This window comes from Anaeroplasma bactoclasticum, assembly GCF_003550015.1.
GTDB classification, from domain to species: Bacteria; Bacillota_I; Bacilli_A; order Acholeplasmatales; family Anaeroplasmataceae; genus Anaeroplasma; species Anaeroplasma bactoclasticum.
Genome location: NZ_QXEV01000007.1, coordinates 16,120 through 41,614, shown reverse-complemented (window position 1 = coordinate 41,614; position 25,495 = coordinate 16,120). Strand labels below are relative to the sequence as shown.

The window sequence follows — 25,495 nt, the reverse complement described above, 5'->3', positions numbered from 1 at the left end:
CCCCTTTTTTCTTGTATAATAAATATAGATAGGAGGTTAGCTTATATGGATAAAAGAAAAATTAAAGAAGAGATTAAAAAGAATTTAAAATCCTATGCATTATCTAAAGATTTATTAGCGAAGGCTTTAAATCTTAGTGATGATGAAATAGAAGATGCTTTAAATGACTTACTAAAGGATGGACAAATTAAATATTTAGATAACCTTGAGCTATATAAGCTTAGCCCAAAGAAAAAAGAAAAATCCTTTGGAATGGTAGATAAGGAGCAGGTTATAGAAAAGATAAGAGATTATCATATTTATAAATTCTCTACCTTATCTAAGGTACTTAATGTTAATCCAAAGGAGCTTAAGGCAACTTTAAAGTGCTTAGAGGATGAGGGAATTATTTATTATTCTCCATTTTATGATATCTATTCTATTTTAAAGGTTGCAACTCTAGATGTAAAAGAAAGAGGCTATGCATTTGCAAAGGTTGAAGGTGAGGAAGAAGAATATTACATTTCTCCTGATGATTTAGGAAATGCATATGATAAGGATATATGTCATATATTCCCAACAGGATATGATGATAAATTAAAGGGTGCCGCTGTAAAGGATATTATAGAAAGAAGTCATACAAAGGTTATTGGTAGACTTCAGGTTAAAGGAAAAAAGTATCCTAAATATAAAGTAGAATCTGTAATGAATTCCTTCCCTGTTACTGTAGATGTATCCAAAGAGGATTTAAATGGTGCATATATAGGTGCAATTGTATCTTGTGATATAGAATATACAAAGGGTTATTCTATAAAGGGTAAAATTACTGAAGTATTAGGTTCACCAGATGATCCTGGTATTGAAATATCTGAAATTGCCTTAGAATATGGCTTTAAAATGCCTTTTTCTCCTGAAACAGATGAAGAATTAAAGACTATTCCAGATATGGTTAAAAATGAAGAAATTTATGGCAGAAGAGATTTTAGAAATTTAGCTACTATCACTATTGATGGAGATGATTCGAAAGACTTTGATGATGCAGTATATTTAGAAAAATTAGATAATGGAAATTACAATTTACAGGTACATATTGCGGATGTATCTCATTATGTACTTGAGGGGAACCCTCTAGATTTAGATGCATATAGTAGAGGTACATCTGTATATCTTGCAGATAGAGTAATCCCTATGATTCCACATAAGCTTTCTAATGGAATATGCTCTTTAAATGAGGGAGTAGATAGATTAGTATTATCTTGCTTGATGGAAATAGATCCTAAGGGTAAGCTTATCAATTATGAAATTGTAGAAGGTGTAATCAATTCTCATCACAGAATGACTTATACGAATGTCAATAAAATGATTGAAGGAAATGAAGAAGTCATAAAAGAATATAGTGATATTTATCCTATGATTTTAGATATGGTGGAATTATCACAAATTCTAAGAGGAATCCGCCATAAAAAGGGTGGAATTGAATTTGAAAGTGAAGAATATAAATTTGAATTAAATAAAGATGGTTCACCAAAGGAAATTCATAAAAGAGTACAAGACACTGCAGAAAAGCTTATTGAGGATTTTATGCTAGAAGCAAACCAAACGGTTGCTTACCACATGTCTATTATGAATTTACCTTGTGAATATCGTATTCATGAAAAGCCAGATCAAGAAAAGCTTCATAATACATTTAATCAAATAGCTTCTATGAAGATTTCTGTTAAGAATATCCAAAATGATATTCATCCAAAGGAAATCCAGCAATTACTGGAAAATGTAAAGGATCATCCAAATCATTTAATTATTAATACTATGCTATTAAGAAGTATGATGAAAGCAAAGTATTCTAGTGAATGCTTAGGACACTATGGACTTGCTATGAATTACTATTGTCATTTCACATCACCGATAAGAAGATATCCAGATTTAATGGTTCATAGAATGATTAAAAAGTTATTTTTACATCCAAGTGAAACCCTAGACCGTGATATAAGAAGATACCAAGCAATATTACCAGATATCGCATTTAAAAATTCCAAATCGGAAAGAAATGCAGTAGACTGTGAAAGAGCAGTAAATGACATGCTATACGCATGGTATATGGAATCTCATATTGCAGAGGTTTTCCCTGCAACCATTACTTCCATTACACCATTTGGTATGTTTGCAGAAATCAATAATGGTATTGAGGGCTTAATTGCATATAGAGATATGAATGGCTATTTTGATTATAATGAGCACACGATGAGTGCATCAAATGGTAGAATTACTTATCATTTAGGGGATAAGGTAAATGTTAAGGTAATCTATGCGAATAGATTAGAAAGAAAGATTGATTTTAGAATTGAGGGAGAAGAAGATGAGTTGTAGTTATGAGTGGGATTTGAATAAGCTTTATACTTCATTAGATTCAAAAGAATATAAGAAGGATAAAGAAGAAGTAAAAAGCTTAATTCAAAAAGAGATTTCTTTAGCAGAAAATTTCAAAAAGGAATCTATTGAAGAATATTTAAAATGTGAAGAAAGATTAAGTGTATTATTAACATTAATGTTTAGCTATTCTTCACTAAAAACATCTACTAATGTAAATGATATGGAATCCTATGGGGAAATGGCATCCTTACAAATGATTTTACAGGATGGAGTTAAAGCAGAGGTTGCCTTTAACCATTTTCTAAAGGATATAGATATTGATGATTTAGTTAAGGATAATGATTTCTTAAAGAATTATAAATATCTATTACAAAAGGCAAAGGAAAAATCATTACATATGCTATCTGAGAAGGAAGAGGTATTATATTCTAAGCTTAGAATGGTATCTTCTGATGGCTGGAGTGATTTACAATCAAAATTAACCTCTAATTTGTCTATTAAGGTAGAAGGCTTTAAAGAAGCAATGCCTTTATCTAGTGTAAGAGGATTAGCTTATGATAAGGATCCAATTGTAAGAAAAAATGCATATCTAGCAGAATTAGATGCATACCAAAGCATTAAGGATGCAGTTGCCATGGGATTAAATAATATTAAAAGAGAAGCCAATATTATGTGCTCCTTAAGAGGATATAATAGTATTTTAGATATGGCACTTAAAAAGAACCATATGAAAAAAGAAACACTAGATGCTATGATAGAGGCAATTAAAGAGGAGCTTCCTAAATTTAGAGAATATTTTAAAGCGAAGGGTAAGGCCTTAGGCCATAAGAATGGCTTACCATTTTATGATTTATTTGCCCCAATGGGAAATTTAACAAAAACTTATACATATGAAGAAGCAGAAAGTGAAGTATTGGATGTATATAAATCCTTCTCTAACCATTTATATGAAATGGGCTATAAGGCATTCCATGAGGGCTGGATTGATGCCCTACCTCACGAGGGTAAGGTTGGTGGTGCCTTCTGTTCTGGTATAACTCCTATTGGTGAATCTAGAGTTTTAACAAATTTTACAGGCCAAATGAGTGATATTCAAACCCTAGCTCATGAGCTTGGTCATGCATATCATAATGAAGTATTAAAGGATTCCTTACCATTAAATCAGGATTATCCTATGCAGCTAGCTGAAACTGCATCTATTCTATGCCAAACATTAATGAGTAAAAAGCTTATAGAAGAAACTAAGGATAGATTAGAAAAGCTTACTGTAGTTGAAAATTCATTACAAGAAGATACTCAATGTGTAGTAGATATCTTATCTAGATATTTATTTGAAAACATGGTTGCTAATGAAGATGTATCTAAGCCATTATCTGCATCAGATATGTGTGAATTTATGATAAAAGCTCAAAAGGAATCCTATGGTGATGGATTAGATTCTAACTATTTACATCCATATATGTGGTTATGTAAATCCCATTACTATAGTGCATCCAATGGTTTTTATAATTGGCCATATGCCTTTGGCTTATTATATGCAAAGGGCTTATATGCAAAATATATGGAAAACAAAGATGAATTTGTAAAAAATTATGACCAAATGTTAAAAAATACTTGTATAATGGATGCGGAAGATGTCGCATTATCTATGGGTATCGATATTACTAAGAAGGAATTTTGGATTTCTTCTTTAAAAACTATAGAAGAAGATATAGAATTATTTAAAGAATTATTGAAATAGGTGAAGTTTATGAAGGTTATTTGTACCAATAAGAAAGCTACATTTGAATATTTTATCCTAGAAAAATTCGAAGCTGGTATTAAGCTTAAGGGTACAGAGATTAAAGCTATTCGTGAAGGACACTGTAATATTAATGATGCATATGTCATTATGAAGAATAATCGTCCTTGGATTGTAAACATGTTTATTGCAAAATATGAATTTGGTAATATATTTAATCATGATGAATTAAGATCTAGGGAATTATTATTACATAAAAAGGAATGTATAAGGCTAGCAACAAGAATCAAGCTAGATGGCTTGACTCTTGTCGCCTTACGTTGCTATTTTGAAGGTTCCTTAGTTAAGGTTGAAATTGGCCTTGCAAGAGGAAAGAAGCTAACAGATAAAAGAGAAGCAATAAAAGAAAGAGATTCGAAGCGTAATCAAGAAAGAGATTATAAAAATTCTTTTAAATAGTTGCAAATTCTAAATACTTCTGTATAATGTTAGTGCAACAATTAAATAAATTTGGGGATGTACTGGATTCGCTGTGAGTTATGAAGGTATGTAAGCATGTCGGAGTAGACTCCGTTAAAAACGTCGAGGTTTAAATAACCGCAGAAAAAGAAAATGATTATGCATTCTTAGCAGCTCGTAACAACGGTGCAGCTAACTATGCTTACGCTTGCTAATATAATATAAGCGGCCCACCCAATATGTTTTCTGTGCGTATTGGCTTTGGGTTTTATTCTAGCAGAATATACTTTTATTGTGCTACTCTAACAATAAAAATGAATCTAATAGAGTGTAGTCAGTTTTTGGTCGGCTTACCAGCTTAGGGCTGATGAAGTTTTATGGTAAGATAAGCATGTAGAAAGCCTACTGAATTAGTTTGCATACATGGGTTCGATTCCCATCATCTCCACCATAATGAATAGTATATTTTGATACAATTTTGTATTAAGGTATTTTATATAAAAGTGGCTTGGTTAAGCCATAAATTGAATATTTAAGGTGTTTATTAATGCTTCAAAAATTGCAAATATAAGTACCTTTTTATTTTTTGTTACAAAACAAAATTTTAGAACCGCACACCTTTTAACGATTGCATATACTTTTTAACGATTAGTGATACTTTTTAACGTTTACTTATACTTTTTAACGATTATCACTTTTTATATATTTTTTTAAGATTTGTACTCGGACATTTTTCCTATACTCGGACATTTTTCTATCATTGCGACTATTTTGAACTCTAATTATATGATATAATTATATTCATAAAGACAGTTAATTATTTGGAAGGTGATTAACTATGAATAAATTGTGGTCTGATAAAAATAAAGAGGTGCAAATATTAATATCTAAAGAAACTACATTTAATGATGGTATTAAAGCGTTAATTTTATATAATTTAACAACACTTGAAATAAATGCTAAAAAGGAAAGGGCTGATAGAGCTGTAATAACTACTGCACATTTTCCTTATATTAAAAGATTTGATGATTTCGACTTTGATTTTCAACCAGAATTAAATAAGGCTGAAGTAATGGATTTAAAATATCTTAGATTCTTTGATGATTATTCAAACATTCTATTTATAGGTATGCCAGGAGTCGGTAAAACTCATCTTGCAACCTCTACTGGTATTGAAGCTGCGACAAATGGTAGATCAACATATTTTATAACTTGCCATGAGCTGTGTCTTCAACTGAAAAGGGCACAATTAGAAAACAGACTCGAAACCAGACTTAAACATTTCTTTTCTTATAGTTTATTAATAATCGATGAAGTTGGATATCTTCCAATGGATATAGAAGCTTCTAATCTTTTATTTCAACTCATCTCTAAAAGATATGAAAAGAAATCAACTATCATCACTTCTAACAAGCCACTAAATAAATGGCATGAAATCTTTGGCGATGCAGTACTTGCTAATGCTATATTAGATAGATTATTACATCATTCAAAGGTGATAACCATTAATGGTCCGTCATATAGAACAAAAGACTACTTCATTGAAAAGTAGTCCGCGAATCCCCTAGGGGATTGTTATATTGATTGATAATTGTACAAAATAACTGTACCTTAATTGTTCATTTTTATATTGACTTTAATACGAGATAGGGTGCTAAAATTTTATTAAAACATCTCTACTTTGACAAATAGTCAAAAACCGAACCCACAAAAGTATTGGTTCGTTTTAAAAAATAAGGATTTTTCAAGAAGTATATGTGCATATTTTCGCACATATGGTGAAAAGAAAAATCCTTTTTTGTTTGTTTCTTAATATCTTAATTATATTGGGTTTGGTTTTGTGACAGTAAAAGGGTACCGTTAGAACCCTAATATAAAAAAAGTGAAGCACACTTTTTCTGTCTACTTATAAATTTATAAATTTTTCATAAAAAATGTTGACAAGTATGCTTGGCACAATGTATAATAAAGTTGCAAAGTTAACTTGGCAGTAATGCATTAGGAGGAATAAAATGAATAAAGATGAAATATTGCTAAAGGCACAAGAAGAAAATAAAGGAAAGGATCTTGCTGATAAATCTGCACGAAACGATGGTAGTTGGATTGCATATTCAGTTGGTGTTATTTTAATTATCTTAGTTGATACAATCAATGGATTTGTATTACATAATGTAAATAGAGGAGCTGATTTTGCTTTATTTTCTATGGCATTTGTTATTTTTTTAGTTAAATACATTAAATTGAGAAAAAAACATGAATTAATACCTTTAATTATTTGGGGCGTTTTATCAATTAGCATGCTTGTTCTTTGGATTTTACAATTATGTGGAGTTTTATAATATGGATAAAGAATTAACTTTACATAATAATTTATCTCAAATTAGAAAAGAAAAAAAATTATCACAAAATGATTTGGCAAAATTAGTAGGTGTTTCCAGAAATACAATTAGTTCAATAGAAACTGGTCAGTATGAACCAACAGCAAAGCTTGCTTTATTATTATGTGTGGCATTAGATAAAAAATTTGAAGAATTATTTTATTTTTAACGTTTAAAAGTCGGTATTTTTATCGGCTTTTTTCTTTTCAAAGATAAGTTATATAAATTAAATTACCTTTTATTTATGTTTTCTTTGTAATATATTCCCCAATTTGTTAATGAATCTAATATTGGTTTCAAAGTTTCTCCTAGTGGAGTTAATGAATACTCAACTTTTGGTGGAACTACAGGATATACCTCTCTATGAATTATTCCATCTGATTCTAATTCACGTAGCTGTTGAGTAAGCATTTTTTGAGTTATTCCAACTATAGATTTTTTTAATTCAGAGAATCTTAATGTGCCTTTCATATGTAAATCTCTTAATATTAAAACCTTCCATTTATCCCCAATTATGGATAAAGTTGTTTCTACAGGACAAGCTGGTAAATTGTTATTGTTAATCATAATTACCTCCATAGTATCATTTTTGACACTATACCACTTTTTAGTGCGTACTTTTAATTTTGATACAAATATTATATATTATAATTGTAAATAAATAAAGAGGTGAATATATAATGAATAGAGTAGTAGAAGAATTAAAGAAAGTAAAAATATTTTATATTGCAACTGTAGAAGATGATCAGCCTAGAGTTAGACCATTTTCTAGCATTGCAGAATTTGAAGGTAATGCATATATATGCACAGGTAAGCATAAGGAGATTTATTCTCAAATTTCTAAAAATCCAAAGATTGAGTTATCTGGTATGTATGATGGTGGTACATGGTTAAGAGTAAGTGCAACCCTAGAATTAGATGAAAGAGTTGAAGCTCAAGAGTCTGTCTTAAATGATCCTACAGGTCCATCACAATTATATAAGCCAAATGATGGAAGATTTGTAGTATATAAATTAACAAATGTAAAAGCATTAAAATATAATTTTTATGCAGCACCTGAGGAAATAAAATAGTGAATGAAATTGATTGGTGCATCAATTATTTAAAGGAATATAATCATATTATTTATAATTTAGGTGACACTAAAGAAAACCAATTTAGATCGCTTATGAATATAACTATGCCGTATGATTTATCCGATGAATATTACGAAAAAGAAGAAAAAGTATTAAAAAGCATTTTATCTAGAAAAACTATTATAGATATAATTGATTTTGATAATGGTATATCAATAGCTAAAGGTGATATTACATTATTTAAGGTAGACGTCATCGTTAATGCTTGTAATTCAAAACTATTAGGCTGCTTTCAGCCACTTCATAAATGTGTAGATAATGCAATTCATTCATTTGCAGGATTAAAGGTAAGAAGAGATTTAATGGAAATTATGGATAATCAAGGTCATGATGAGGCTAATGGCTTATGTAAGGTTACAAAAGGATATAATTTGCCTAGTAAATATATTTTTCACACTGTAGGTCCTATATATAATAATTTAAAGCAGGATGCTATAGATTTAAGAAATTGCTATTATAACTCATTAAAAATGGCCGATGATATGAAATTAGAATCTATTGCCTTTCCTTCAATATCAACAGGTATCTTTGGTTATCCAATAGAAAAAGCAAGTGAAATTGCTATAAATACAGCTAAAGAATATCTTGAAAAAGAAAATAAGAATCTAAAGAGAATTGTTTTTGTACTATTTAGTGAAGGTGATTATAGTGTTTACGAAAGAAGAATTAATAAAGCTTATTAATGATGCTGATGCGGTAGTAATTGGTGCTGGCGCTGGTTTATCTAGTGCTGCAGGATTTGAGTATGGTGGCAAAACATTCATGGATAACTTTAAATATATGTATGATGAATATGGCTATCAGGATATGTATAGCGCTGGATTTCATGATTTTGATACAGAAGAAGAAAAATGGGCATATTGGTCTAAGATGATATATTTAAATAGGTATAAATTTGGAGCTAAGGATTTATATAAAAGGTTATTAAAACTTGTTCTGAACAAGGATTATTTTGTAATAACTACTAATGTAGATCATCAATTCCAGCTCGCAGGATTTGATAAGACGAGACTATTTTATATGCAAGGTGACTATGGCTTATTTCAATGTAGCAAGCCATGTTCAAAAGAAACTTATGATAATAAAGAATATGTCTTAAAAATGGTTGAACAAATAAAAGATAATAAAATTCCTTCGTCTTTAATTCCCAAATGTCCTAAATGTGGAAGAGTAATGACTACCAATCTAAGATGTGATGATACATTTGTAGAAGATATAGGATGGCATAACGCAAAGCATAGATACGATGAATTTATTCTAAAAAATAAAGATAAAAAGATATTGTTTTTGGAATTGGGAGTTGGTTTTTCAACACCTGTATGGATTAAATATCCTTTTATGCAAATGACATACCAAAATAAAAACGCTAAATATATATGCATTGATTATTCTAATCCATATGTTCCAAATGAAATAAAAAATCAATCATATTCTGTAAAAGATAATATAGAAAAGTATATTTAGTTTTTATTCATTAGTAAGCGATGGGGCAAATCCCTAAAGGGGTGTTCACTTTTTGTGGTTGGTGTGTTCATTCTTGTATTAAAATAATTTATCATAGGCAAATAGTCAAAAACCGAACCCACAAAAGTATTGGGTCGTTTAAAAAATAAGGATTTTTCAAGACGTATATGTGCATATTTTGCACATAAGTCGAAAAGAAAAATCCTTTTTTTGTTTCTTAATATCTTAATTATATTGGGTTTGGGTTCTCTGACAGTAAAGGGGGACCGTTAGAACCCTAATATAAAAAAGTGGAGTCAACCTCCACTTAGATAATTACATTATTAATGTTTCTTTTTGAATAGAATATATTTACTATTGTTACAGTAAAAGAATTATCATCAATAAAATATAAAATTTTATAATTTTTAAAATGTGTTGATCTAATGTTTTTATTTTTCAAGAAATCTTCATCACATAATTTATGTCTTTTTGGTAATTCATTTAAAGAATTGATTGTAGAAATAATTCCAAGAACTATATTTTGTGCAGTTTTAGGCTCAAGTAATATATCAGCAATATAATCATATATTTCATTTAAGCTTTTATTTGCTAAAGAAGAATATTCAATTTTATATTGCATTATTAAATTTCTTCCTTAAATTTAATTCTACATCTTCACTTGAAATAGTAGTACCATTATTATGTTCTTCAATTGCTTTATCACACATTAAAGCAATTTCATCTTCGGTATAATCTTCATATGCTTTAGGAATATTTGAAATAACAGGTGTAAATGGAATGCCATTTCTCATTTTTATTTGATTGAAGTACATAGTAATTGCAGTTGTCATAGGGATTCCTAGACTTTTTAATATTTTATCAACATCATTTTTCAAATCTGAATCTATGCGTAATGAAATAGTTGCATCTTTTTGCATTGATAATCACCTCTAGTTATATTATAGTTTAATAATATAACAAAATCAATACAGTGTAATGCAAATGTTTACTATACTTGATGATAATAAAATAATATTGTAGAATATATTTGTTTATAGCATTGTGGGTGATTAAAGTGAGTAATAGTTTAATTAAAGGTATTCATCATATTTCTATGAAATGTAGTAATACTGAAATAGATAAGGTATTCTATTTTTATAGAGATATATTGGAATTAGATGTATGTAATGAATGGGATACCGGAATAATGATTGATACAGGATCAGGTATAATTGAAATATTTCATAATGGAGAAGTAAGTCCAAAAGGAACGATTAGACATTTTGCTTTATCTGTTACCGATACTAAATCATTGACTGAGAGAGTTAGAAATGCTGGGTATGATGTCATAACAAAACCAAAAGAAATATGTTTATCACATCTTAAAGCAATTATTTCTTTTGTAAAAGGACCGATTGGAGAAGAAATAGAATTTTTTCAAGAGATTAATAGTTAGTGGGTTCGGGTTTAAAAGAGTACGCTTCACTAATAGATTTGAATACGAATTCTTGATAATTTAAGGGTTCGTTTTTTGCTTGCTAGAGATATTATAGATAAGATTAGAGCGAAGTCTCCTAATGTTGTAATAGAGAAAATCAAGGAAACTAAGGGGACTTTTTATTCTACTATCTATATAAAAATGCTATAATTGATTGAAGAGAAGGTTGTGATGCGATGATGAAAGAGTCTAAGTTTATAATATATGATTTTATTTTTTCAAGTCGCAAAAAAAATCTAGAAAAATCTTTAAAGGAATATGGAATACCTTATAAAGATGCGAATAATACCATATGTTTCGAAACGCACTTCGAGAACGAAACACAAAAGTGGTATGCTGAATATAAGAAGGATAAAATACTTTTCTTATCTTTTTTTTGTGAATCTGAAAACCCAGATGATTCTTCAGCAATTAGAGATCAATTAAAAAGAAATTATTTATTTGTTAATCATGACACTATGGCTATGGTTGATAATTACGTATGTACCTCAGATAGAAACATAAATATATTTGTTGAAATTACTCAAGTATTTAGAATACGAATTTCATTTGTTCCAGAAGGAATAAATACAAATCATAGAGTAAAAGATTCTAAAGAAAACATTTATTTGGCGTTAAATATTGTTTTAGGATTAGGCTTAAGTTCTATTTGCTTTTTTCTGTATAATTTAATTAACTTGAAATGGCTTAATATTCTTATGGCAGTGTTTTCGATAGTGTTTATGCTTGTGAGTTGTTTTTTCTTGTCCTTAGGAATGGATGGGTCAAGAAAAAAATCACTAATAGTATCTGTGATTTTTTCTCTAGTATATTGGGGAGTTGTATTTGTTTTTTTACTCATAATAAATCAAAATAGTATTCCAGATATAGGACAAAGAGTTGTTAATTCAACTTATTATGCTATTTATGCTATGCCTTCCTACATAGTAGTAGTAATTGTTGCGTTTTTAATTATGGCAGCCGCTAGTTATGCATAATATTGGTGACTCGGTATAACTAAGGTATGCTCCACCATATCGAAACAATAGCTTTGATACAATCGTATCAAGGTTTTTTATTTAGCTTTCTTTAATATAGAATAACATTTCTTCATGAGATTTAGATTTGCTTGTTATTTCTATTAATGTTCTCCATGGGATTTGGCCACCAAGTTGGTGGCTAATTTCACCAATTGTATATTCACAAGCTATTTGTGACATATAATTTAAGTTTTGGACAGAGTAGGAATGTTTTTTTATTGCTCACATTTTGCAACGACTATTTTATATACTATGGCTGTATTAAGGGAAGTGAAATGAAATCTTAATACAAGTGAGTCATTCTAAATAAAAACTATATTATAAAAAAACTTAAGGAAAGGAAGTAATAGTATGAAAAAAAGAATGGGTATTATTATATCATTATTATTTGCTACAATTACTACATGTGCACTAGCTTCTTGTGGAAGAAGTAAGTGGGAATATAGTAAAAAGGATGCTTCTGAATTTATTGAGCTTAATGCTCAGGTATCGAAGAAGGATTCAACAAAATATGAAATGGATATTACATCTGAAAATCCAGTGTTCAAAAACATAGTATCCAAGGATAATATATTATTATTTGATTTATCTAAGGTAAATAATGTTAAGGGATACATGAAATATGAGGATATAAAGGATCATTTAATTCCTATTTCTAGTACAAATGAATCAAGCAATCAGGCAATTACAATAGAATTCTTTGATGATGATGTAACAGAGATAGGTGTATTAGTTCATAAAGATTCATTGAAGAAGAATTCCTTTGCCTATGCTGTTGGAAGAATTTTTTCAAATAAGGAAGAGCTTCAAACGAAGTATGAAGAAGAAATCATTAAGAAAAAGGGTGGCTGGGATACAGCAAATAAGGGTATTCAAATGGCAAATTATATCACAAGCTCAATTCTTGGTTATATAGCGAATAATCCATCTGTATTTGCAGGCGGTATCTTCGGTCTTGCAACTACACTAGGTAATGCATTCCTTTCCAGTGGTCCAACGCTTGCAGATGTTTCTAGAGAGCTTGGTGTAATCGATGCAAAAATAGATGCAATTAGCAATCAAATTGATGCAAATCAAAAGGAAATTCTAGATGAATTTGTAAGAACTCAGGCTATGATCGATGAGGTTAAGGTAAACCAATATAATCAAAATATTCAAGCCTTCCAAACATCTTATGTTAAGCCTATTGAGGATTACTTATTAGTTTATAAGGATTCTATCGAGCAGTATTTCAAGAAATATGTAAGCGAGCCTCATAATGTATGTGTATATTATGGAAAGGATGATATTTTAATGAAATCTGAGGATGACATTTCAAATGCGGAAAAGGTTGAATTTAAAATTTCTGAATTTAAGAATTCTATCGATTATTTAAAGAAGAATAAGGAAATTGTAGATGATAAGTTCCCTCTTGCAATGAATAAGGATATCAAGGCTGCATTAAATGGAGTAACCCTACCAAAGGGTAGAAGCCTAGATGTGGTTGTTGAGGATATTTATAAGACCATTTGTGACATTGTAAATCAAGAGGTTTTAACAAAGGAAAATGAGGTAATGCATAGAGATGTATTACAATTGGTAAATAATTTCGTATCCTATGCAAAGGCAATTGCAGGTATTAATTTTGAAAGTGTAATTAATTCTTATGTATCTAGATTAGAATATATCTACAATTTTAGCTTTGAAACAAAGAAAATTGTTCGTGATTTATTTGCAGCAATTAAGCTAAATCTAGATCAGTATCTATGTGTTGCACAAGCAGCATGCATCGCCCAAAAGATTAATTATACAAAGGAGATTGGACAAGCCTACATGAATGCTGCAGACTACATTAGCTCTAAATATGATGGACAAATGAAGGTGGATGATAATTATAGCTATATCGCAAAGAATAAGATTAAAGGTGATTTATATCATGCCTATGCTCAAGTATCCTTCACAAACCTAGGTAATAGTCCAACCTTCCATGCAAGCTTTGAATTAAGGAATAATCTAAGCTATGATGGAGCAAACATCTGTGGTAATCTTGTTGATGTTAATTCTATTAAGTTTGTAAATTATACCAACATGCGCGCGATATCAACTCGTTATAGCCTATTAAGAAACATTGGTGTTACAAAGGAAGATACCTTAATCCATTATTTAGCAGCAAATAATATTGTATCCTACGATGGAATTGATTTATTATATAGAGTATTCAATAGTGGAAGAACTGTATACAAGCTTGCAAGAATTCTTACATCCTATAATATTAGAGATTTAAGAGATTCTGATTCCTTCAAGCTAAGATGTGCATGCTGTGGTAATAATGATGGATATTACTTCAATCTAGGCCAGGAATACAAATATCGCTATTCTGATTTCAATTGTGAATCAAAGTACTGGAGCGGAAAGATGTCCTATGGAGATATCATATCTAGTGAAACTGGTGCATTAGATAATCAAAACCTAGTAAGTGCATACGCAAGATACAGTGAATCTCATTGGTATTGGTCTGACGATGAGCACTGGGGCTTCAATAATGATGTCTTCGGTGAATATTTCTTCATATTCTCTATCGTGTAAAAATGATTTAGAGCTTATGCTTCATTTTATGGTAAAATGAAATATAAAAAGTGATTCAAAATGAGAAATAGATTAAAAGCATACTTACTTATTGAAGTAGGGTTATACCTTACATTACTCGTATTACAAGTGATACATATGAGCTATGGCTATAGCCTAAAGATTAATCAGGAAACTATAAATATAGTTCACAAGTAAACGAATAAAAGATTAAATAATATAAGCTCAATAAATTAGACACATTTAAAAAGTTGTCTAAAGAATTGAGCTTATTTTTTATTATAAATAGTGGTAGAATAAAGAAGGATATAACGAGGTTATGAGAGGAGAGTTAATATGAAGAATCGTTTTATTGGACTTTGTTTAATAGGAGCATCTGTGCTAGCATTATCTAGCTGTGGGGAGGCTTCTGATACTTTTGGTTATCAAAAAGAAGTAGTAGATGGGTATTATACATATGATGCTACATTTCAAAATGGAGTAAAAAAGAGCTATAAGCTAAACCAGGATTGTAATGCTGCTGTAATTGGTAACTGTTTAGTTTGTAGCTATTTTGATGGTGGATTTCTAACTAGGACAGTTTTAGATATAGAAAATAATCGATTCACAGAATATTGCACTAATATACATTCTGTGACTGAGTCTTCTATAGGTACTTATGATAAAAGTAATGTTTATAAAATAGTTGTAGATGTTGAAGATGGAAATATAGATAGGTGGTTAAAGGAAAATTCATCTTATTTGTTTTTAATTGAAGATGAATTTAATGATTTAAAATATTCCTATACTGTAACAGAATATGATTTAAAAGACGGAGAGTGGGAAGAGGATACCCTAAGTACAATTAAACATGAGTGTTTATATGATACTAATGGGAATAAAATAACTCAAATAGACCTTGATTATGGTTCTTATAGTAAACAAGATTTTACTTATAATGATAATAATAAGATAGAAAAAATAGTACATTCTTATGATTCTTATGGGACTGGAGAATATACTTTAAGGAATGTTGTAGATTTTACTTATGATTCATCCTTAAACTTGATTAGAAAAGACTATAAGGATAAGAATGGTGAATTAGAGACTTATCATGAGTATACATATGATTCAAATAATAATTTATTAAATGAAAAATATTATTCATGGGGAATAGAGTTAGATTCTGATTTTAGTTATGAATATGATGATGATAACCATTTAATATTAGAAACTATGAAATATACTAGCAATCAGAAGATGGCTCAACAATTATGTTGGACTTCATCAAGACCAATAGATTGTAAGAAAGAGTATAGATATGAACAGGATAAGTTAGTTTATGAACATGATACTTATTATTATTTAGAGTTTGGTGGAGATATTCTTTCTGAAGATGAATACTATTATCATGATAATGGTAAGGAGCATATTAGTTCTAATAGAAGCAGAGGAACAAAAAATGTATATGAATATGATGATTTAAATCGTATTATATCTGAAAGTGAATATTTTTACGATGATAATGATGTAGATGTGTTTTATGGAAAAAGAATATATACCTATAAAGAAAATAGCAATTTAATTTTAAGTGAATCTTATAAAAACGAGAGTGGAACAGATTTGGTTATTGATTATACATATGATTCATTTAATAACTTATTAGAAAAGAAGGAATCTTATAGAGATAATGGTCTTTCAAATGAATCCTATAAAGAGGTATATGGTTATGATTCTAATGGACTTGTAGTAAAGTATGAAGAGTATTATAGAAATGGTTTAGCTATGGAATTGTTTTATTCATTTGAATGGAATTATGAAGGAACTAATTTTATATCCTATACAGAGGTTTCAAATCCTATAAAGCATTAATTAAGTGTATCATTAAACATTTTATGGCAATTATTACATTTTAGCCTATTATAAAATAGAGTAATAAATGTAGGCCTATTCGATATGAAATCATCTTTGATAGTTCTATCTTTTTTACCAAATTTTATTACATTAGTTGAATTACAAGAGGGACATATATTTATATCTTTTGGAATTAGTGTTATCTCAACTCTATATTCGTCGTTAGAAGAGAATTCATCCTCTACTCTAATTCTATTATCTCCTTCATCTTTTAAAGTTTCTAATAATGATTTATAATACATTTGATCTCCTTTCTTAAATGGTTTCTCGACAATTCTAATTATAAAAGGAGATCATTTTTTTATAAAGAAAATACCTACCTCCGATTGGAAGTAGGTATGAAATATAATAACTACCTTAAATTTTAAGTGATAACTACCTACCTTATAATTTAAAGAACCGGTATAAAACATCTATGATAGGTTTTTTTAATTCGTTTGAATAATTTGTGTTATAATTAAGAAGTGTTTAAGGAGAGTTATTATGCAGTTTATTAAAAAACATATATTATCTATTTTAGTTTTATTATTTACATTATTGTTCTTTGTTTTATTTTTATATATTGATTTAGGACAGGTATTTTATATTTTAAGTGGATCTAATTCTTTAAATTTTATGGGTATTTTTCGTAAAACTTGGTTTTTATTAATCCCTGTTACAGTATTAATTCCTGTAATTATTGTATTTACGGTATTCTATTTAAAGAATACTAAAGGAAAAAGAAAATGGATTACATTTTCATTAACACTAGCCTTTGAGCTTATATATACTTTTGTTTATTCTATGTATGCAGTTGCACCGGGGGTATCCTTTTTTCCAAGAAAGGGGAGTTTATCTTTTACAAATGAATATATTAAAGAAGTAAAAGTAGATGTCGATTCTAATACATATACTTCCCTTTATTATGATAAGAATCTACCAGAGGTTACTATTTTATTTTGTGGTAATTCGATGACATCTACACAAGCATTTAATTATTTAGAATATAGATTAGATTCTTCAAGTAGAAATCTTTTAGTTATGGATTATCCAATGTTTATGGATAATCAAGGTAGATTAAATGAAGAAACTATATATAAAGAAGTAGATGCTTATATGTCTTATTTAGTTGATGTTGAAGGCTATACCTATAGCCAAATTAGGGTTGCAGGATTTTCTATTGGTACAGGTGTTGCTTGCTATGCGGCTGAAAAGTATCCAGTAGCTAATTTAGTTTTATTTGCACCATATCATAAATTTAGTGCTGCAATGAATAATGTTACTCCTGTATTCTATGGCCCTCTTGAGCTTTGTGTAAGATTTAAATTTAATTCATATGATAGAGCCCCAAATATTAATTGTAAAACGACAATTCTTTATTCTCTTAGTGATAAAGTAATTCCAAATTCTTCAACAAAAGAATTAATACCTAGATTTAAAGATTCAGAAGTAATTACTTATAATGGATATACTCATTCACAGGTATTCTTTAATCCAACCACCTATAGCTATTTATTACATTAATGCCTAATTTTTAGGCATTTTTTTGCAACTCGGTACCTAATTTTTGTAACTTACTTAAAAACTCTTGCCAATAATCACAAGAAAATGATAGATTAAGGATGGTGATAATATGTTTAAGATAAGTATTGAACAAATAGATAAAGAAAAGAATGAAGAAATTATCATTAAATGCCATGAGATTAATGATGATGTTTTATCCTTAGTTAATAAATTAAAGGAAAGAGATATAAAAACAAATTCTATTACTGGCGTTAAGGGTGAAGATATTTATTCTATAAGATTTAAGGATATCTATTATATAGAAGCTACAGAGAATAAAACATTCATTTATTGCAAGGATGATTTTTATGAATCTAAGCTTAAGCTATATGAAATAGAAGAAATGGTTAAGGGATTATCCTTTTTTAGGTGCTCTAAATCAATTATTTTACATTACAGTAAAATAGATTGTGTGACTCCAGCATTTAATGGAAGATTTGAAGCCAAGCTATTTAATGGGGAAAGGGTTATTATATCTAGACAATATGTTCCCACATTAAAAGAAATTTTAGGTATATAGGAGGTTCTTATGAGAAAAATTATAACAGAAATCATATCTCAATTCTTCATGATTACAACAGGCATGCTACTTGGAATGGGATTAATGAGCTTAATACTTAAGGATTATGATTCTTGGGGCTGGTATATGCCTTTTCAAATACTATTAGTATCTCTTTTAACCTCACTTGCGTCCTTAGTTTATGTATCGAAAAAAGAATTATCGAAAAAAGAAATAATCATTCGTGGTGTAATTCATTTCATATTATTACTTATCATTGTATATACTCTAGGCTATTTCTTTAAATGGTGGAGTGAATGGAGTGGTATTTTAATTGTTTTTGCAATATTTATTACGGTATATCTTATTGTATTTATATCTACATATATTAGTGAAAAAAAGGATTCAAATAGAATAAATGAAGCATTAAAGAATTTCCATGATGCAGAATAGATAGGTCTATTTGCAACTTACTTATATATAAAAGCAACTTACTTCCAAGTTGCTTTTTTTTGATTTTTAAATTGCTAGAATATAGCTGAGGTGAATGAGTGATGGAAATAATTAAAGTAAATAATTTAGTAAAATATTATAAGAATTTTTTAGCAGTAGATAGGATTTCATTTAAAGTGAATGAAGGTGAATTATTCGCCTTCTTAGGTGAAAATGGTGCTGGTAAATCCACATCCATAAATATCTTATGTACTGTATTATCTAAAACAAGTGGTGAAGTATATATCGATGGATTAGATATAGATAAGGATAAGGAAGAAATAAAAAAAAGAATTGGAATTGTATTCCAAGGCTCTATATTAGATAATGTATTAACCGTTAAGGAAAATTTAATGAGTAGATGTGCTTATTATGGCTATAGTAAAAGAGTGGCTTTAAATAGAATTGAAGAGCTTAAAGAGGAATTAGAACTTGAAGATATTATGAATAAAAGATATGAAAGCCTATCTGGTGGACAAAGAAGAAGAGTGGATATTGCAAGAGCTTTGATACATAAGCCTAAATTATTATTCTTAGATGAACCAACAACAGGCTTAGATCCTAAGACTAGAAGAATGGTTTGGGATATTATCAATGGCTTAAGAAAAGAAAATAATTTAACTGTTTTCTTAACCACTCATTATATGGAAGAAACTAAAGATGCAGATTATGTAGTAATCCTAGATCATGGTCATATTGCTGCAGAAGGTAGCCCTAATAAGTTAAAAAATCAATATACATGTAATAAGCTTATATGGCATACAGAAGATAATACTTTAAATCAAGAATTATTAAATAAATATAAATTGGATTATACTTATAATTTAGATTCCTACAGAATCAATTATAAGAATAATGAATCCATTATTGATTTTCTATCTAAGGAAAGAGAATTTCTTAAGGATTATGAATTAATTAAAGGAAACATGGATGATGTTTTCTTAAATGTAACAGGAAGGAGCTTAGATTAATATGAAGCTAAAGGGAAATTTTTATTCCTATTTAGGAATGACTAAAAGAAATATATTATTATTTTTCAAGGATAAATCAACATTATTCTTTTCTATGCTATCCCCATTAATTGTATTTTTCTTATATGTTGTATTCTTAAAGAATACATATTTATCTGGTATAAAGGAATCTATAGAAGGATTAGAAGAATATGTTTCAATAAATGATGTAAATTCTATTTTAGATTCTTGGTTACTTGCAGGAATACTTTCAACATCATCAATTACTGTTGCTCTAAATTCATTACATATTATGGTGTCGGATAAATCACTTAAAATTGATTATGACTATGGTTCAAGCCCAGTGAAAGGACATATTGTAATTCTATCTTATTTTACTGGTGCATTCTTAAATACATTAATCATAAATGCATCTATTTTAACCGTAGGTTTAATTGTATTAAATATAATTGGTAACTTATATTTAAGCTTTAGTACTATTCTATTATTATATTTAGTAACTATTTTAGCTTCAGCTTCAGCAACTATTATTATGATGGTTATTGTATCCTTTTTCAAAAAGACATCCGCGCTTGCTGCATTTTCTGGAATTGTATCTGCTGCAGTAGGCTTTGTTGTAGGGGCATATATTCCTCTTGGAAGTATTAATGATACATTACAAAGTATTTTATCTATTGTACCTGGGTCTCATATTGCATGCTTATACAGAAACCTATTAATGAGTGATATAGTAAATCATATGAATATATCCTTAAATGGAGTAGATAATGGAATGTTTGCTTTAATGATAAATAATACCTTCTCCTTAAATTTAAACATGTTTAGTTATATAACATCAAAAGAGTTTATGATGATATATACATCCGGTTCCTTAATGTTTGCCTTTGGATTAAATGTATTATTATATAAAAAAACAATGAAAAGAGTATAATATATTAAAAGAGGATTTAATATGAAGCTATTCCATTATTATGACAAAAGATATGGTCCACTAAAAAGCTTATCCAATTTATCTTTAGATGAAGCAAACCAAGTGATAAATAAAATAAAGAAGGAATCCCCAAATTCCTTTTGTGCAAAAAGAGATGAAGCCTATATGGAAAATAGATTTCATTTGGAAGAACTATTAAAAGAAGATTTTATAAAAAAGGGTGGCAAGGTAGAAATATCACATCCCAATTATTTTGTGGTGGAAGAAGTAAAATGGCTAGAAGAATGGTTTATAAATCCTGCTCATATAGAAATAGATATTAAAGATTTAGATATGAATTATATATCTTTTACTTATGGAGATTCTTATCCAACATTTTCTAATAAGGTATTAGATAATAAAGAATATAGAAAAAAAGTATATACCTATTCTGAAATATTACAAATGATAGATAAGTATGGTTATCCAAATATATGGAATAATGATGGAAAGCATGGACCAGAAAGATATATTGAAGCTCAAGTATGGACAAATAAAGGAATTCATGTATAGGCAACAGCTTGTTGCTTGAGGAAATTTGAATTATAAAGTACAATAAAGCTAGAGGTGATAAGATGGAAACAAAAGATGTAATTAGAGATTTAAGATTGAAAATGAACCTAAGCCAAGAGGAGCTTGCAACCGAGCTTTATGTAACTCGTCAAGCAGTTTCAAGATGGGAAAATGGAGAAACATTACCAAATACAGAAACATTAAAGGAATTATCTAAATTATTTAATGTTTCTATAAATACTTTACTTGGCTCTCCAAAGAAATTAATTTGTCAGTGCTGTGGAATGCCTTTAGAGGATGAATTTATTTCTAAAGAGGTAAATGGAGAATTTAACGAGGATTATTGTAAATGGTGCTATTCGAATGGAAAGTATACTTATAATAATTTAGATGATTTAATCGAAGTATGCGTGAAGCATATGGCAAATGAAGCATTTACAGAAGATCAAGCAAGAAGCTATTTAAAGAATGTATTACCAAATCTATCTTATTGGAATAAATAAGTATTATGGCTATGATTATTGTCATAGCCTTTTTATTTTTATATAATTTTCTTGAGGCGATATATATGGATTATAAAATAATAAATAAAAATAAAAATATATTAGGTGAAGGACCATATTATGTAGAAGAATTGAATCAAATTTCATGGGTAGATATTGTAGGTAAGAAATTATGTATTTTAGATTCTAGCTATAAAGAAATAGTATTTAATGAAAAGGTCTCTGCAGCAATACCTATTGATAAAACATCAAACTTTATTGTTTTAGGTGAAACCAAAATGTTTTTATATAAAGATTCTAAGATAATTGATTATATTAGCTTAGAATCTATTATGAAGAGTGGCCAAAGATGTAATGATGCGAAAGCGGATGCGTTAGGAAGGTTATGGTTTACTGTAATTACAGATAATGGAAATTATCTCCCTGGAGGAGCATTATATTTATTTGATAATGGAAAAATCATATTAAAACAAGATAATGTTAAGCTTGCTAATGGTATGGCGTTTAGTAAAGATAATAAACATTTTTATTTTGTGGATTCTATTTTAAAAGAAGTATATGTATATGATTTTGATTTGGAAAGTGGAAATATATCTAATAGAAAAGTTTTATTTAAAGTAGATGGTACACCAGATGGTATGTCTATAGATTCAAATGATAATTTATTTGTTGCAGTATGGGGTGGGGCTAGAATTGAAGTTAGAGATAGTCAAAATGGAGGCTTATTAGATACTATAAATCTTCCTACAAAGCTTATAACATCCCTTACTTTTAAGAAGAATGATATAATAGTAACTTCTGCAAGCTTAGATGAAAAGGATCCATATAGAGGAGATGTCTTCTTAATTGAAACAAAGTATCTAGGCAGGAAAGAATATTTCTTTAAATTAAAATAATTTTTGGGAGTGGTTGTTTTGGATAAAAGTATTATTTTAAATATTCTTCATTTTTATGGAATAGATGGTTATAAAGAAATAACAGAGATCGATTCATCCATAGATGAAAAAGATATAAGATTAAATATTATAATAGATAAAAAATATGTTCTTAGGATGAATACAAATAAGCTAGAAGAAGACTATATAGATTCTATAGATAGGCTTTCTTTAAGATATATTGAAACTAAAATAATGACTCCAAGAATCATAAAAAGAATGGATGGAAAATATATTACAAAATATTCTAAATATTATTGTTATATATCGGAATATTTAGATTATCCTTTATTATCTGATGAAATAAATTATGATTCTATACATAAAGAGGTTTTATCCTCTATAGGTAAATTTGCCAAAAAATATAGTAATTATGACCTGGTAAAATGGAATTCTATGTGGTCTATTATAGATTTATCTCCTTTAGATAATGAAATGGATGAAAAGGAAGAAAACATAATTCTTTTAACTAATAAGCTTGAAAGTATAGGCCTTATGGAATTAAAAGAAGACATTTTAAAATATAATTCATATTTGAGAGAAAGAATTAAAGAAGTATATAAAGAACTTCCAAGATGTGTAATACAAGGAGATTTAAATCCATCGAATATATTAGTATTTCAAGACCATTTCTATGGCTTAATTGATTTTAATTTGTCCGGTACAGAAGTGAATATAAATGCCTTTTGTAATGAGACAAATGAGCAACTAGAAGAGGATTTTATTCATTTAGATACGAATGAATATTATAAAAAATGGACTTTAAAACAAGAAGAAGCATTAAATATTATTTTAAAAGAATATGAATTGAATACACTAGAAAAAAATACAATTTATTATTATAGAAAGATTTGCCAATTATCCATGTATCCAAATGTAATGGCTTATATTTATTATCTGGATAAAGATTTAAATAAGGCTATTGAATTGTTAAATTTAATCATAGAAAAGCTCTAGACTTTTGTTTAGGGCTTTTTTTACCGCTTATCTTTGAAAAATAACCGAATACCTCAAATCTATTTTATTTATAAAATTCATAAATATAATTGGCATTGAAAAGAGGTTGAAATTATGAATGTTATTGAAATTAAGAACTTAAAAAAGAATTATAAAACGATAGAAGCCCTAAAGGGTGTTTCTTTTGAAATATATGAAGGAGAAATCTTTGGATTACTTGGAGTAAATGGTGCAGGAAAAACTACCTTAATTAAGATATTATCTGGATTAACAAAAAAGACTTCTGGGGAAGCATATGTTATGGGGCATTCTCTAGAAGAGATGGATATTATAAAGGATATTATTGATATATCTCCTCAAGAAACTGCAATAGCTCAAAATCTAACTGTTGAAGAAAATCTAGATTTCTTTCAAAGACTATATGGAGTAATGGATAAGGAATATTTAGATGAAATTATTCATAAATTTAGTTTGAATGAAGTTTTAAAAAGAAAAGGTAAAACCTTATCTGGTGGATGGCAAAGAAGATTATCTATTGCCATAGGGCTAATTTCTAAGCCTAAAATATTGTTCTTAGATGAACCAACCCTAGGACTTGATGTTATCGCAAGAAGAGAATTATGGAATATCATTTCAAGCTTAAAGGGTAAAATGACGATTATATTAACATCCCATTATCTAGAAGAAATAGAAGCCTTATGTGATAGAGTAGCTATATTAAGCAAGGGTGAATTACTATCTATAGGAACTGTAGATGAAATAAAAGAATCCGTGCATGAGGATTCCTTTGAAGAAGCATTTATTAAAATTGTTGGAGGAATAGAATAATGAAGAAGGCATTATTGTTTACAAAAAGAAATTTCATAGAAATGCTAAGAGATCCTATGGTATATGTTTTCTGTGTAGGATTTCCACTTGTAATGCTATTGTTGTTTTCTATAATTAATTACTATACTGGTGATAATACAAGAATGTTTTTATTATCTAGCTTAGTTCCAGGTATTATGATGTTTTCTTATTCCTTCTTAATGTTAATGACAGGCCTATTAATATCTAAGGATAGAACAACTTCATTTTTAAAAAGATTATATACGTCTCCATTAAAGCCATATCAATATTTAATTGGATATTTTATTCCATTCTTCTTAGTTGGAATTGGTCAAAATATTATAACTATTTCAGCAAGCTATATTATTTCAGCTATTACCAATGTCTCCTTTACATCATTTCCATCTGCATTATTGCTATCTATAGAAATGATGCCAATGATGGCATTCTCTATTTTTTTAGGTATATTCTTTGGCCTTATTTTAAATGACAAATCAGCACCAGGAGTTACCTCTATTTTCATTGCCGCATCCGGAGTATTAGGTGGAGCTTGGATGCCTGTAGATACTATGGGAGATTTTGAAAAATTTATTGGCTATTTACCATTTTATCCATCTGTTTACTTAGGTAGAATTATTACAGGAGCTTCCCATACATTACCAGATTCTTTAGGAAATGATGTCTTATATACATTTGATTCTAATTGTATTGTATATATTATTGTTTATGGAGTATATTTTACTATCGTTTTAGTATTAGCTTTAGTTTTTTTCAAGAAAAGAATGAATTCTGACAATTAAT

Annotated in this window: 29 protein-coding genes and 1 other RNA gene; 25 read left to right on the top strand and 5 right to left on the bottom strand. The window is 28.6% G+C overall.

The window, feature by feature from the left end; genetic code table 11:
- The first annotated feature begins 45 nt into the window (after positions 1 to 45).
- The 7 genes from rnr (at position 46) to EI71_RS04450 (ending at position 7,096) form a co-directional block, all read left to right on the top strand.
- Positions 46 to 2,346 (top strand): ribonuclease R, encoded by a 2,301-nt coding sequence (rnr, locus tag EI71_RS04480; RefSeq protein ID WP_162849765.1) that lies wholly within the window; start codon positions 46 to 48, stop codon positions 2,344 to 2,346.
- Entirely contained in the window at positions 2,336 to 4,090 is a 1,755-nt protein-coding gene (locus tag EI71_RS04475; RefSeq protein WP_119016052.1) for a M3 family oligoendopeptidase, read from the top strand. Before rnr ends, EI71_RS04475 begins: the two co-directional genes overlap by 11 nt.
- A 9-nt stretch (positions 4,091 to 4,099) precedes the next feature.
- Positions 4,100 to 4,549: an SsrA-binding protein SmpB gene (gene smpB, locus EI71_RS04470; RefSeq protein ID WP_119016051.1), complete on the top strand. Its 450-nt coding sequence runs from the start codon at positions 4,100 to 4,102 to the stop codon at positions 4,547 to 4,549.
- A 53-nt stretch (positions 4,550 to 4,602) separates the two neighbouring features.
- Positions 4,603 to 5,000: a transfer-messenger RNA gene (ssrA, locus tag EI71_RS04465) on the top strand.
- A 387-nt stretch (positions 5,001 to 5,387) separates the two neighbouring features.
- A complete protein-coding gene (gene istB / locus EI71_RS04460) occupies positions 5,388 to 6,101 on the top strand; it encodes an IS21-like element helper ATPase IstB (RefSeq protein ID WP_119016050.1) in 714 nt (237 codons plus the stop codon).
- A gap of 460 nt (positions 6,102 to 6,561) precedes the next feature.
- Entirely contained in the window at positions 6,562 to 6,888 is a 327-nt protein-coding gene (locus tag EI71_RS04455; protein ID WP_119016049.1) for a DUF6442 family protein, read from the top strand.
- 1 nt (position 6,889) lies between these two features.
- Positions 6,890 to 7,096 carry a helix-turn-helix transcriptional regulator gene (locus EI71_RS04450; protein ID WP_119016048.1) on the top strand — a complete coding sequence of 69 codons (207 nt, stop codon included), beginning with the start codon at positions 6,890 to 6,892 and terminating at the stop codon, positions 7,094 to 7,096.
- A 62-nt stretch (positions 7,097 to 7,158) separates the two neighbouring features.
- Here EI71_RS04450 and EI71_RS04445 read toward each other — a convergent pair whose 3' ends face one another.
- The gene (locus EI71_RS04445) at positions 7,159 to 7,494 is read right to left on the bottom strand and encodes a winged helix-turn-helix transcriptional regulator (protein WP_119016047.1); all 336 of its coding nucleotides are present in this window, start codon (positions 7,492 to 7,494) and stop codon (positions 7,159 to 7,161) included.
- 113 nt (positions 7,495 to 7,607) lie between these two features.
- Between EI71_RS04445 and EI71_RS04440 the strand changes: the two genes are divergently transcribed.
- The 3 genes from EI71_RS04440 to EI71_RS04430 are packed head-to-tail and all read left to right on the top strand — an operon-like array spanning position 7,608 to position 9,527.
- Positions 7,608 to 8,000, top strand: coding sequence for a pyridoxamine 5'-phosphate oxidase family protein (locus EI71_RS04440; protein ID WP_119016046.1), 393 nt, complete (start codon positions 7,608 to 7,610; stop codon positions 7,998 to 8,000).
- Positions 8,000 to 8,746 (top strand): macro domain-containing protein, encoded by a 747-nt coding sequence (locus EI71_RS04435; RefSeq protein WP_119016045.1) that lies wholly within the window; start codon positions 8,000 to 8,002, stop codon positions 8,744 to 8,746. Before EI71_RS04440 ends, EI71_RS04435 begins: the two co-directional genes overlap by 1 nt.
- Positions 8,709 to 9,527 (top strand): SIR2 family NAD-dependent protein deacylase, encoded by an 819-nt coding sequence (locus EI71_RS04430; protein WP_425453576.1) that lies wholly within the window; start codon positions 8,709 to 8,711, stop codon positions 9,525 to 9,527. The genes EI71_RS04435 and EI71_RS04430 overlap by 38 nt, the downstream gene beginning before the upstream one ends.
- Positions 9,528 to 9,834: 307 nt before the next feature.
- Here the strand turns inward: EI71_RS04430 and EI71_RS04425 are convergent, their stop codons facing one another.
- Positions 9,835 to 10,149 (bottom strand): type II toxin-antitoxin system RelE/ParE family toxin, encoded by a 315-nt coding sequence (locus EI71_RS04425; RefSeq protein WP_119016043.1) that lies wholly within the window; start codon positions 10,147 to 10,149, stop codon positions 9,835 to 9,837.
- Positions 10,139 to 10,447: a type II toxin-antitoxin system RelB/DinJ family antitoxin gene (locus tag EI71_RS04420; RefSeq protein WP_119016042.1), complete on the bottom strand. Its 309-nt coding sequence runs from the start codon at positions 10,445 to 10,447 to the stop codon at positions 10,139 to 10,141. Before EI71_RS04420 ends, EI71_RS04425 begins: the two co-directional genes overlap by 11 nt.
- A gap of 137 nt (positions 10,448 to 10,584) precedes the next feature.
- Here EI71_RS04420 and EI71_RS04415 point away from each other — a divergent pair, with 137 nt between their 5' ends.
- Entirely contained in the window at positions 10,585 to 10,965 is a 381-nt protein-coding gene (locus EI71_RS04415; protein WP_211321035.1) for a VOC family protein, read from the top strand.
- A 218-nt stretch (positions 10,966 to 11,183) separates the two neighbouring features.
- The gene (locus tag EI71_RS04410) at positions 11,184 to 11,984 is read left to right on the top strand and encodes a hypothetical protein (RefSeq protein WP_119016041.1); all 801 of its coding nucleotides are present in this window, start codon (positions 11,184 to 11,186) and stop codon (positions 11,982 to 11,984) included.
- Positions 11,985 to 12,065: 81 nt separating this feature from the next.
- Here the strand turns inward: EI71_RS04410 and EI71_RS04405 are convergent, their stop codons facing one another.
- Positions 12,066 to 12,245 (bottom strand): DUF1016 N-terminal domain-containing protein, encoded by a 180-nt coding sequence (locus EI71_RS04405; protein ID WP_119016095.1) that lies wholly within the window; start codon positions 12,243 to 12,245, stop codon positions 12,066 to 12,068.
- Between the two features lie 132 nt (positions 12,246 to 12,377).
- Between EI71_RS04405 and EI71_RS04400 the strand changes: the two genes are divergently transcribed.
- Together EI71_RS04400 and EI71_RS04395 are read left to right on the top strand one after the other, a co-directional pair.
- Positions 12,378 to 14,591: a hypothetical protein gene (locus EI71_RS04400; RefSeq protein WP_119016040.1), complete on the top strand. Its 2,214-nt coding sequence runs from the start codon at positions 12,378 to 12,380 to the stop codon at positions 14,589 to 14,591.
- A 336-nt stretch (positions 14,592 to 14,927) separates the two neighbouring features.
- Complete coding sequence (locus tag EI71_RS04395) at positions 14,928 to 16,442, top strand: RHS repeat domain-containing protein (protein WP_119016039.1); 1,515 nt, start codon at positions 14,928 to 14,930, stop codon at positions 16,440 to 16,442.
- Here the strand turns inward: EI71_RS04395 and EI71_RS10140 are convergent.
- A complete protein-coding gene (locus tag EI71_RS10140; RefSeq protein WP_162849764.1) occupies positions 16,439 to 16,726 on the bottom strand; it encodes a transposase family protein in 288 nt (95 codons plus the stop codon). The two genes, EI71_RS04395 and EI71_RS10140, sit on opposite strands and share 4 nt — an antisense overlap.
- A gap of 241 nt (positions 16,727 to 16,967) precedes the next feature.
- On the opposite strand from EI71_RS10140, the gene EI71_RS04385 reads away from it, so the two are divergent.
- The 11 genes from EI71_RS04385 to EI71_RS04335 all read left to right on the top strand — a co-directional run bounded on the left by EI71_RS04385 (position 16,968) and on the right by EI71_RS04335 (position 25,494).
- On the top strand, positions 16,968 to 17,987 hold the full coding sequence (locus EI71_RS04385) for an alpha/beta fold hydrolase (protein WP_119016037.1): 1,020 nt from the start codon (positions 16,968 to 16,970) through the stop codon (positions 17,985 to 17,987).
- A gap of 109 nt (positions 17,988 to 18,096) precedes the next feature.
- Positions 18,097 to 18,546 (top strand): LytTR family DNA-binding domain-containing protein, encoded by a 450-nt coding sequence (locus EI71_RS04380; protein ID WP_119016036.1) that lies wholly within the window; start codon positions 18,097 to 18,099, stop codon positions 18,544 to 18,546.
- A gap of 9 nt (positions 18,547 to 18,555) precedes the next feature.
- The gene (locus EI71_RS04375) at positions 18,556 to 18,978 is read left to right on the top strand and encodes a DUF3021 family protein (protein ID WP_119016035.1); all 423 of its coding nucleotides are present in this window, start codon (positions 18,556 to 18,558) and stop codon (positions 18,976 to 18,978) included.
- A gap of 101 nt (positions 18,979 to 19,079) precedes the next feature.
- Positions 19,080 to 19,988: an ABC transporter ATP-binding protein gene (locus EI71_RS04370; protein WP_119016034.1), complete on the top strand. Its 909-nt coding sequence runs from the start codon at positions 19,080 to 19,082 to the stop codon at positions 19,986 to 19,988.
- 1 nt (position 19,989) lies between these two features.
- Positions 19,990 to 20,919: an ABC transporter permease gene (locus tag EI71_RS04365; protein WP_119016033.1), complete on the top strand. Its 930-nt coding sequence runs from the start codon at positions 19,990 to 19,992 to the stop codon at positions 20,917 to 20,919.
- Between the two features lie 21 nt (positions 20,920 to 20,940).
- A complete protein-coding gene (locus tag EI71_RS04360; RefSeq protein WP_119016032.1) occupies positions 20,941 to 21,471 on the top strand; it encodes a hypothetical protein in 531 nt (176 codons plus the stop codon).
- A 62-nt stretch (positions 21,472 to 21,533) separates the two neighbouring features.
- The gene (locus EI71_RS04355; RefSeq protein ID WP_119016031.1) at positions 21,534 to 21,974 is read left to right on the top strand and encodes a zinc ribbon domain-containing protein; all 441 of its coding nucleotides are present in this window, start codon (positions 21,534 to 21,536) and stop codon (positions 21,972 to 21,974) included.
- A gap of 65 nt (positions 21,975 to 22,039) precedes the next feature.
- Positions 22,040 to 22,870 (top strand): SMP-30/gluconolactonase/LRE family protein, encoded by an 831-nt coding sequence (locus EI71_RS04350; protein ID WP_162849763.1) that lies wholly within the window; start codon positions 22,040 to 22,042, stop codon positions 22,868 to 22,870.
- A gap of 18 nt (positions 22,871 to 22,888) precedes the next feature.
- Entirely contained in the window at positions 22,889 to 23,866 is a 978-nt protein-coding gene (locus tag EI71_RS04345) for a protein kinase family protein (protein WP_119016029.1), read from the top strand.
- Between the two features lie 114 nt (positions 23,867 to 23,980).
- Entirely contained in the window at positions 23,981 to 24,694 is a 714-nt protein-coding gene (locus EI71_RS04340; protein ID WP_119016028.1) for an ABC transporter ATP-binding protein, read from the top strand.
- Positions 24,694 to 25,494: an ABC transporter permease gene (locus tag EI71_RS04335; protein ID WP_119016027.1), complete on the top strand. Its 801-nt coding sequence runs from the start codon at positions 24,694 to 24,696 to the stop codon at positions 25,492 to 25,494. Before EI71_RS04340 ends, EI71_RS04335 begins: the two co-directional genes overlap by 1 nt.
- The last annotated feature ends 1 nt before the right edge of the window (position 25,495 follow it).

What these genes read in the sequence shown, in the direction of transcription:
- rnr (WP_162849765.1), top strand. Translation starts at nt 46, where the DNA reads ATGGATAAAAGAAAAATTAAAGAAGAGATTAAAAAGAATTTAAAATCC.
- EI71_RS04475 (WP_119016052.1), top strand. Translation starts at nt 2,336, where the DNA reads ATGAGTTGTAGTTATGAGTGGGATTTGAATAAGCTTTATACTTCATTA.
- smpB (WP_119016051.1), top strand. Translation starts at nt 4,100, where the DNA reads ATGAAGGTTATTTGTACCAATAAGAAAGCTACATTTGAATATTTTATC.
- istB (WP_119016050.1), top strand. Translation starts at nt 5,388, where the DNA reads ATGAATAAATTGTGGTCTGATAAAAATAAAGAGGTGCAAATATTAATA.
- EI71_RS04455 (WP_119016049.1), top strand. Translation starts at nt 6,562, where the DNA reads ATGAATAAAGATGAAATATTGCTAAAGGCACAAGAAGAAAATAAAGGA.
- EI71_RS04450 (WP_119016048.1), top strand. Translation starts at nt 6,890, where the DNA reads ATGGATAAAGAATTAACTTTACATAATAATTTATCTCAAATTAGAAAA.
- EI71_RS04445 (WP_119016047.1), bottom strand. Translation starts at nt 7,494, where the DNA reads ATGATTAACAATAACAATTTACCAGCTTGTCCTGTAGAAACAACTTTA.
- EI71_RS04440 (WP_119016046.1), top strand. Translation starts at nt 7,608, where the DNA reads ATGAATAGAGTAGTAGAAGAATTAAAGAAAGTAAAAATATTTTATATT.
- EI71_RS04425 (WP_119016043.1), bottom strand. Translation starts at nt 10,149, where the DNA reads ATGCAATATAAAATTGAATATTCTTCTTTAGCAAATAAAAGCTTAAAT.
- EI71_RS04420 (WP_119016042.1), bottom strand. Translation starts at nt 10,447, where the DNA reads ATGCAAAAAGATGCAACTATTTCATTACGCATAGATTCAGATTTGAAA.
- EI71_RS04410 (WP_119016041.1), top strand. Translation starts at nt 11,184, where the DNA reads ATGATGAAAGAGTCTAAGTTTATAATATATGATTTTATTTTTTCAAGT.
- EI71_RS04400 (WP_119016040.1), top strand. Translation starts at nt 12,378, where the DNA reads ATGAAAAAAAGAATGGGTATTATTATATCATTATTATTTGCTACAATT.
- EI71_RS04395 (WP_119016039.1), top strand. Translation starts at nt 14,928, where the DNA reads ATGAAGAATCGTTTTATTGGACTTTGTTTAATAGGAGCATCTGTGCTA.
- EI71_RS10140 (WP_162849764.1), bottom strand. Translation starts at nt 16,726, where the DNA reads ATGTATTATAAATCATTATTAGAAACTTTAAAAGATGAAGGAGATAAT.
- EI71_RS04385 (WP_119016037.1), top strand. Translation starts at nt 16,968, where the DNA reads ATGCAGTTTATTAAAAAACATATATTATCTATTTTAGTTTTATTATTT.
- EI71_RS04380 (WP_119016036.1), top strand. Translation starts at nt 18,097, where the DNA reads ATGTTTAAGATAAGTATTGAACAAATAGATAAAGAAAAGAATGAAGAA.
- EI71_RS04375 (WP_119016035.1), top strand. Translation starts at nt 18,556, where the DNA reads ATGAGAAAAATTATAACAGAAATCATATCTCAATTCTTCATGATTACA.
- EI71_RS04370 (WP_119016034.1), top strand. Translation starts at nt 19,080, where the DNA reads ATGGAAATAATTAAAGTAAATAATTTAGTAAAATATTATAAGAATTTT.
- EI71_RS04365 (WP_119016033.1), top strand. Translation starts at nt 19,990, where the DNA reads ATGAAGCTAAAGGGAAATTTTTATTCCTATTTAGGAATGACTAAAAGA.
- EI71_RS04360 (WP_119016032.1), top strand. Translation starts at nt 20,941, where the DNA reads ATGAAGCTATTCCATTATTATGACAAAAGATATGGTCCACTAAAAAGC.
- EI71_RS04355 (WP_119016031.1), top strand. Translation starts at nt 21,534, where the DNA reads ATGGAAACAAAAGATGTAATTAGAGATTTAAGATTGAAAATGAACCTA.
- EI71_RS04350 (WP_162849763.1), top strand. Translation starts at nt 22,040, where the DNA reads ATGGATTATAAAATAATAAATAAAAATAAAAATATATTAGGTGAAGGA.
- EI71_RS04340 (WP_119016028.1), top strand. Translation starts at nt 23,981, where the DNA reads ATGAATGTTATTGAAATTAAGAACTTAAAAAAGAATTATAAAACGATA.
- EI71_RS04335 (WP_119016027.1), top strand. Translation starts at nt 24,694, where the DNA reads ATGAAGAAGGCATTATTGTTTACAAAAAGAAATTTCATAGAAATGCTA.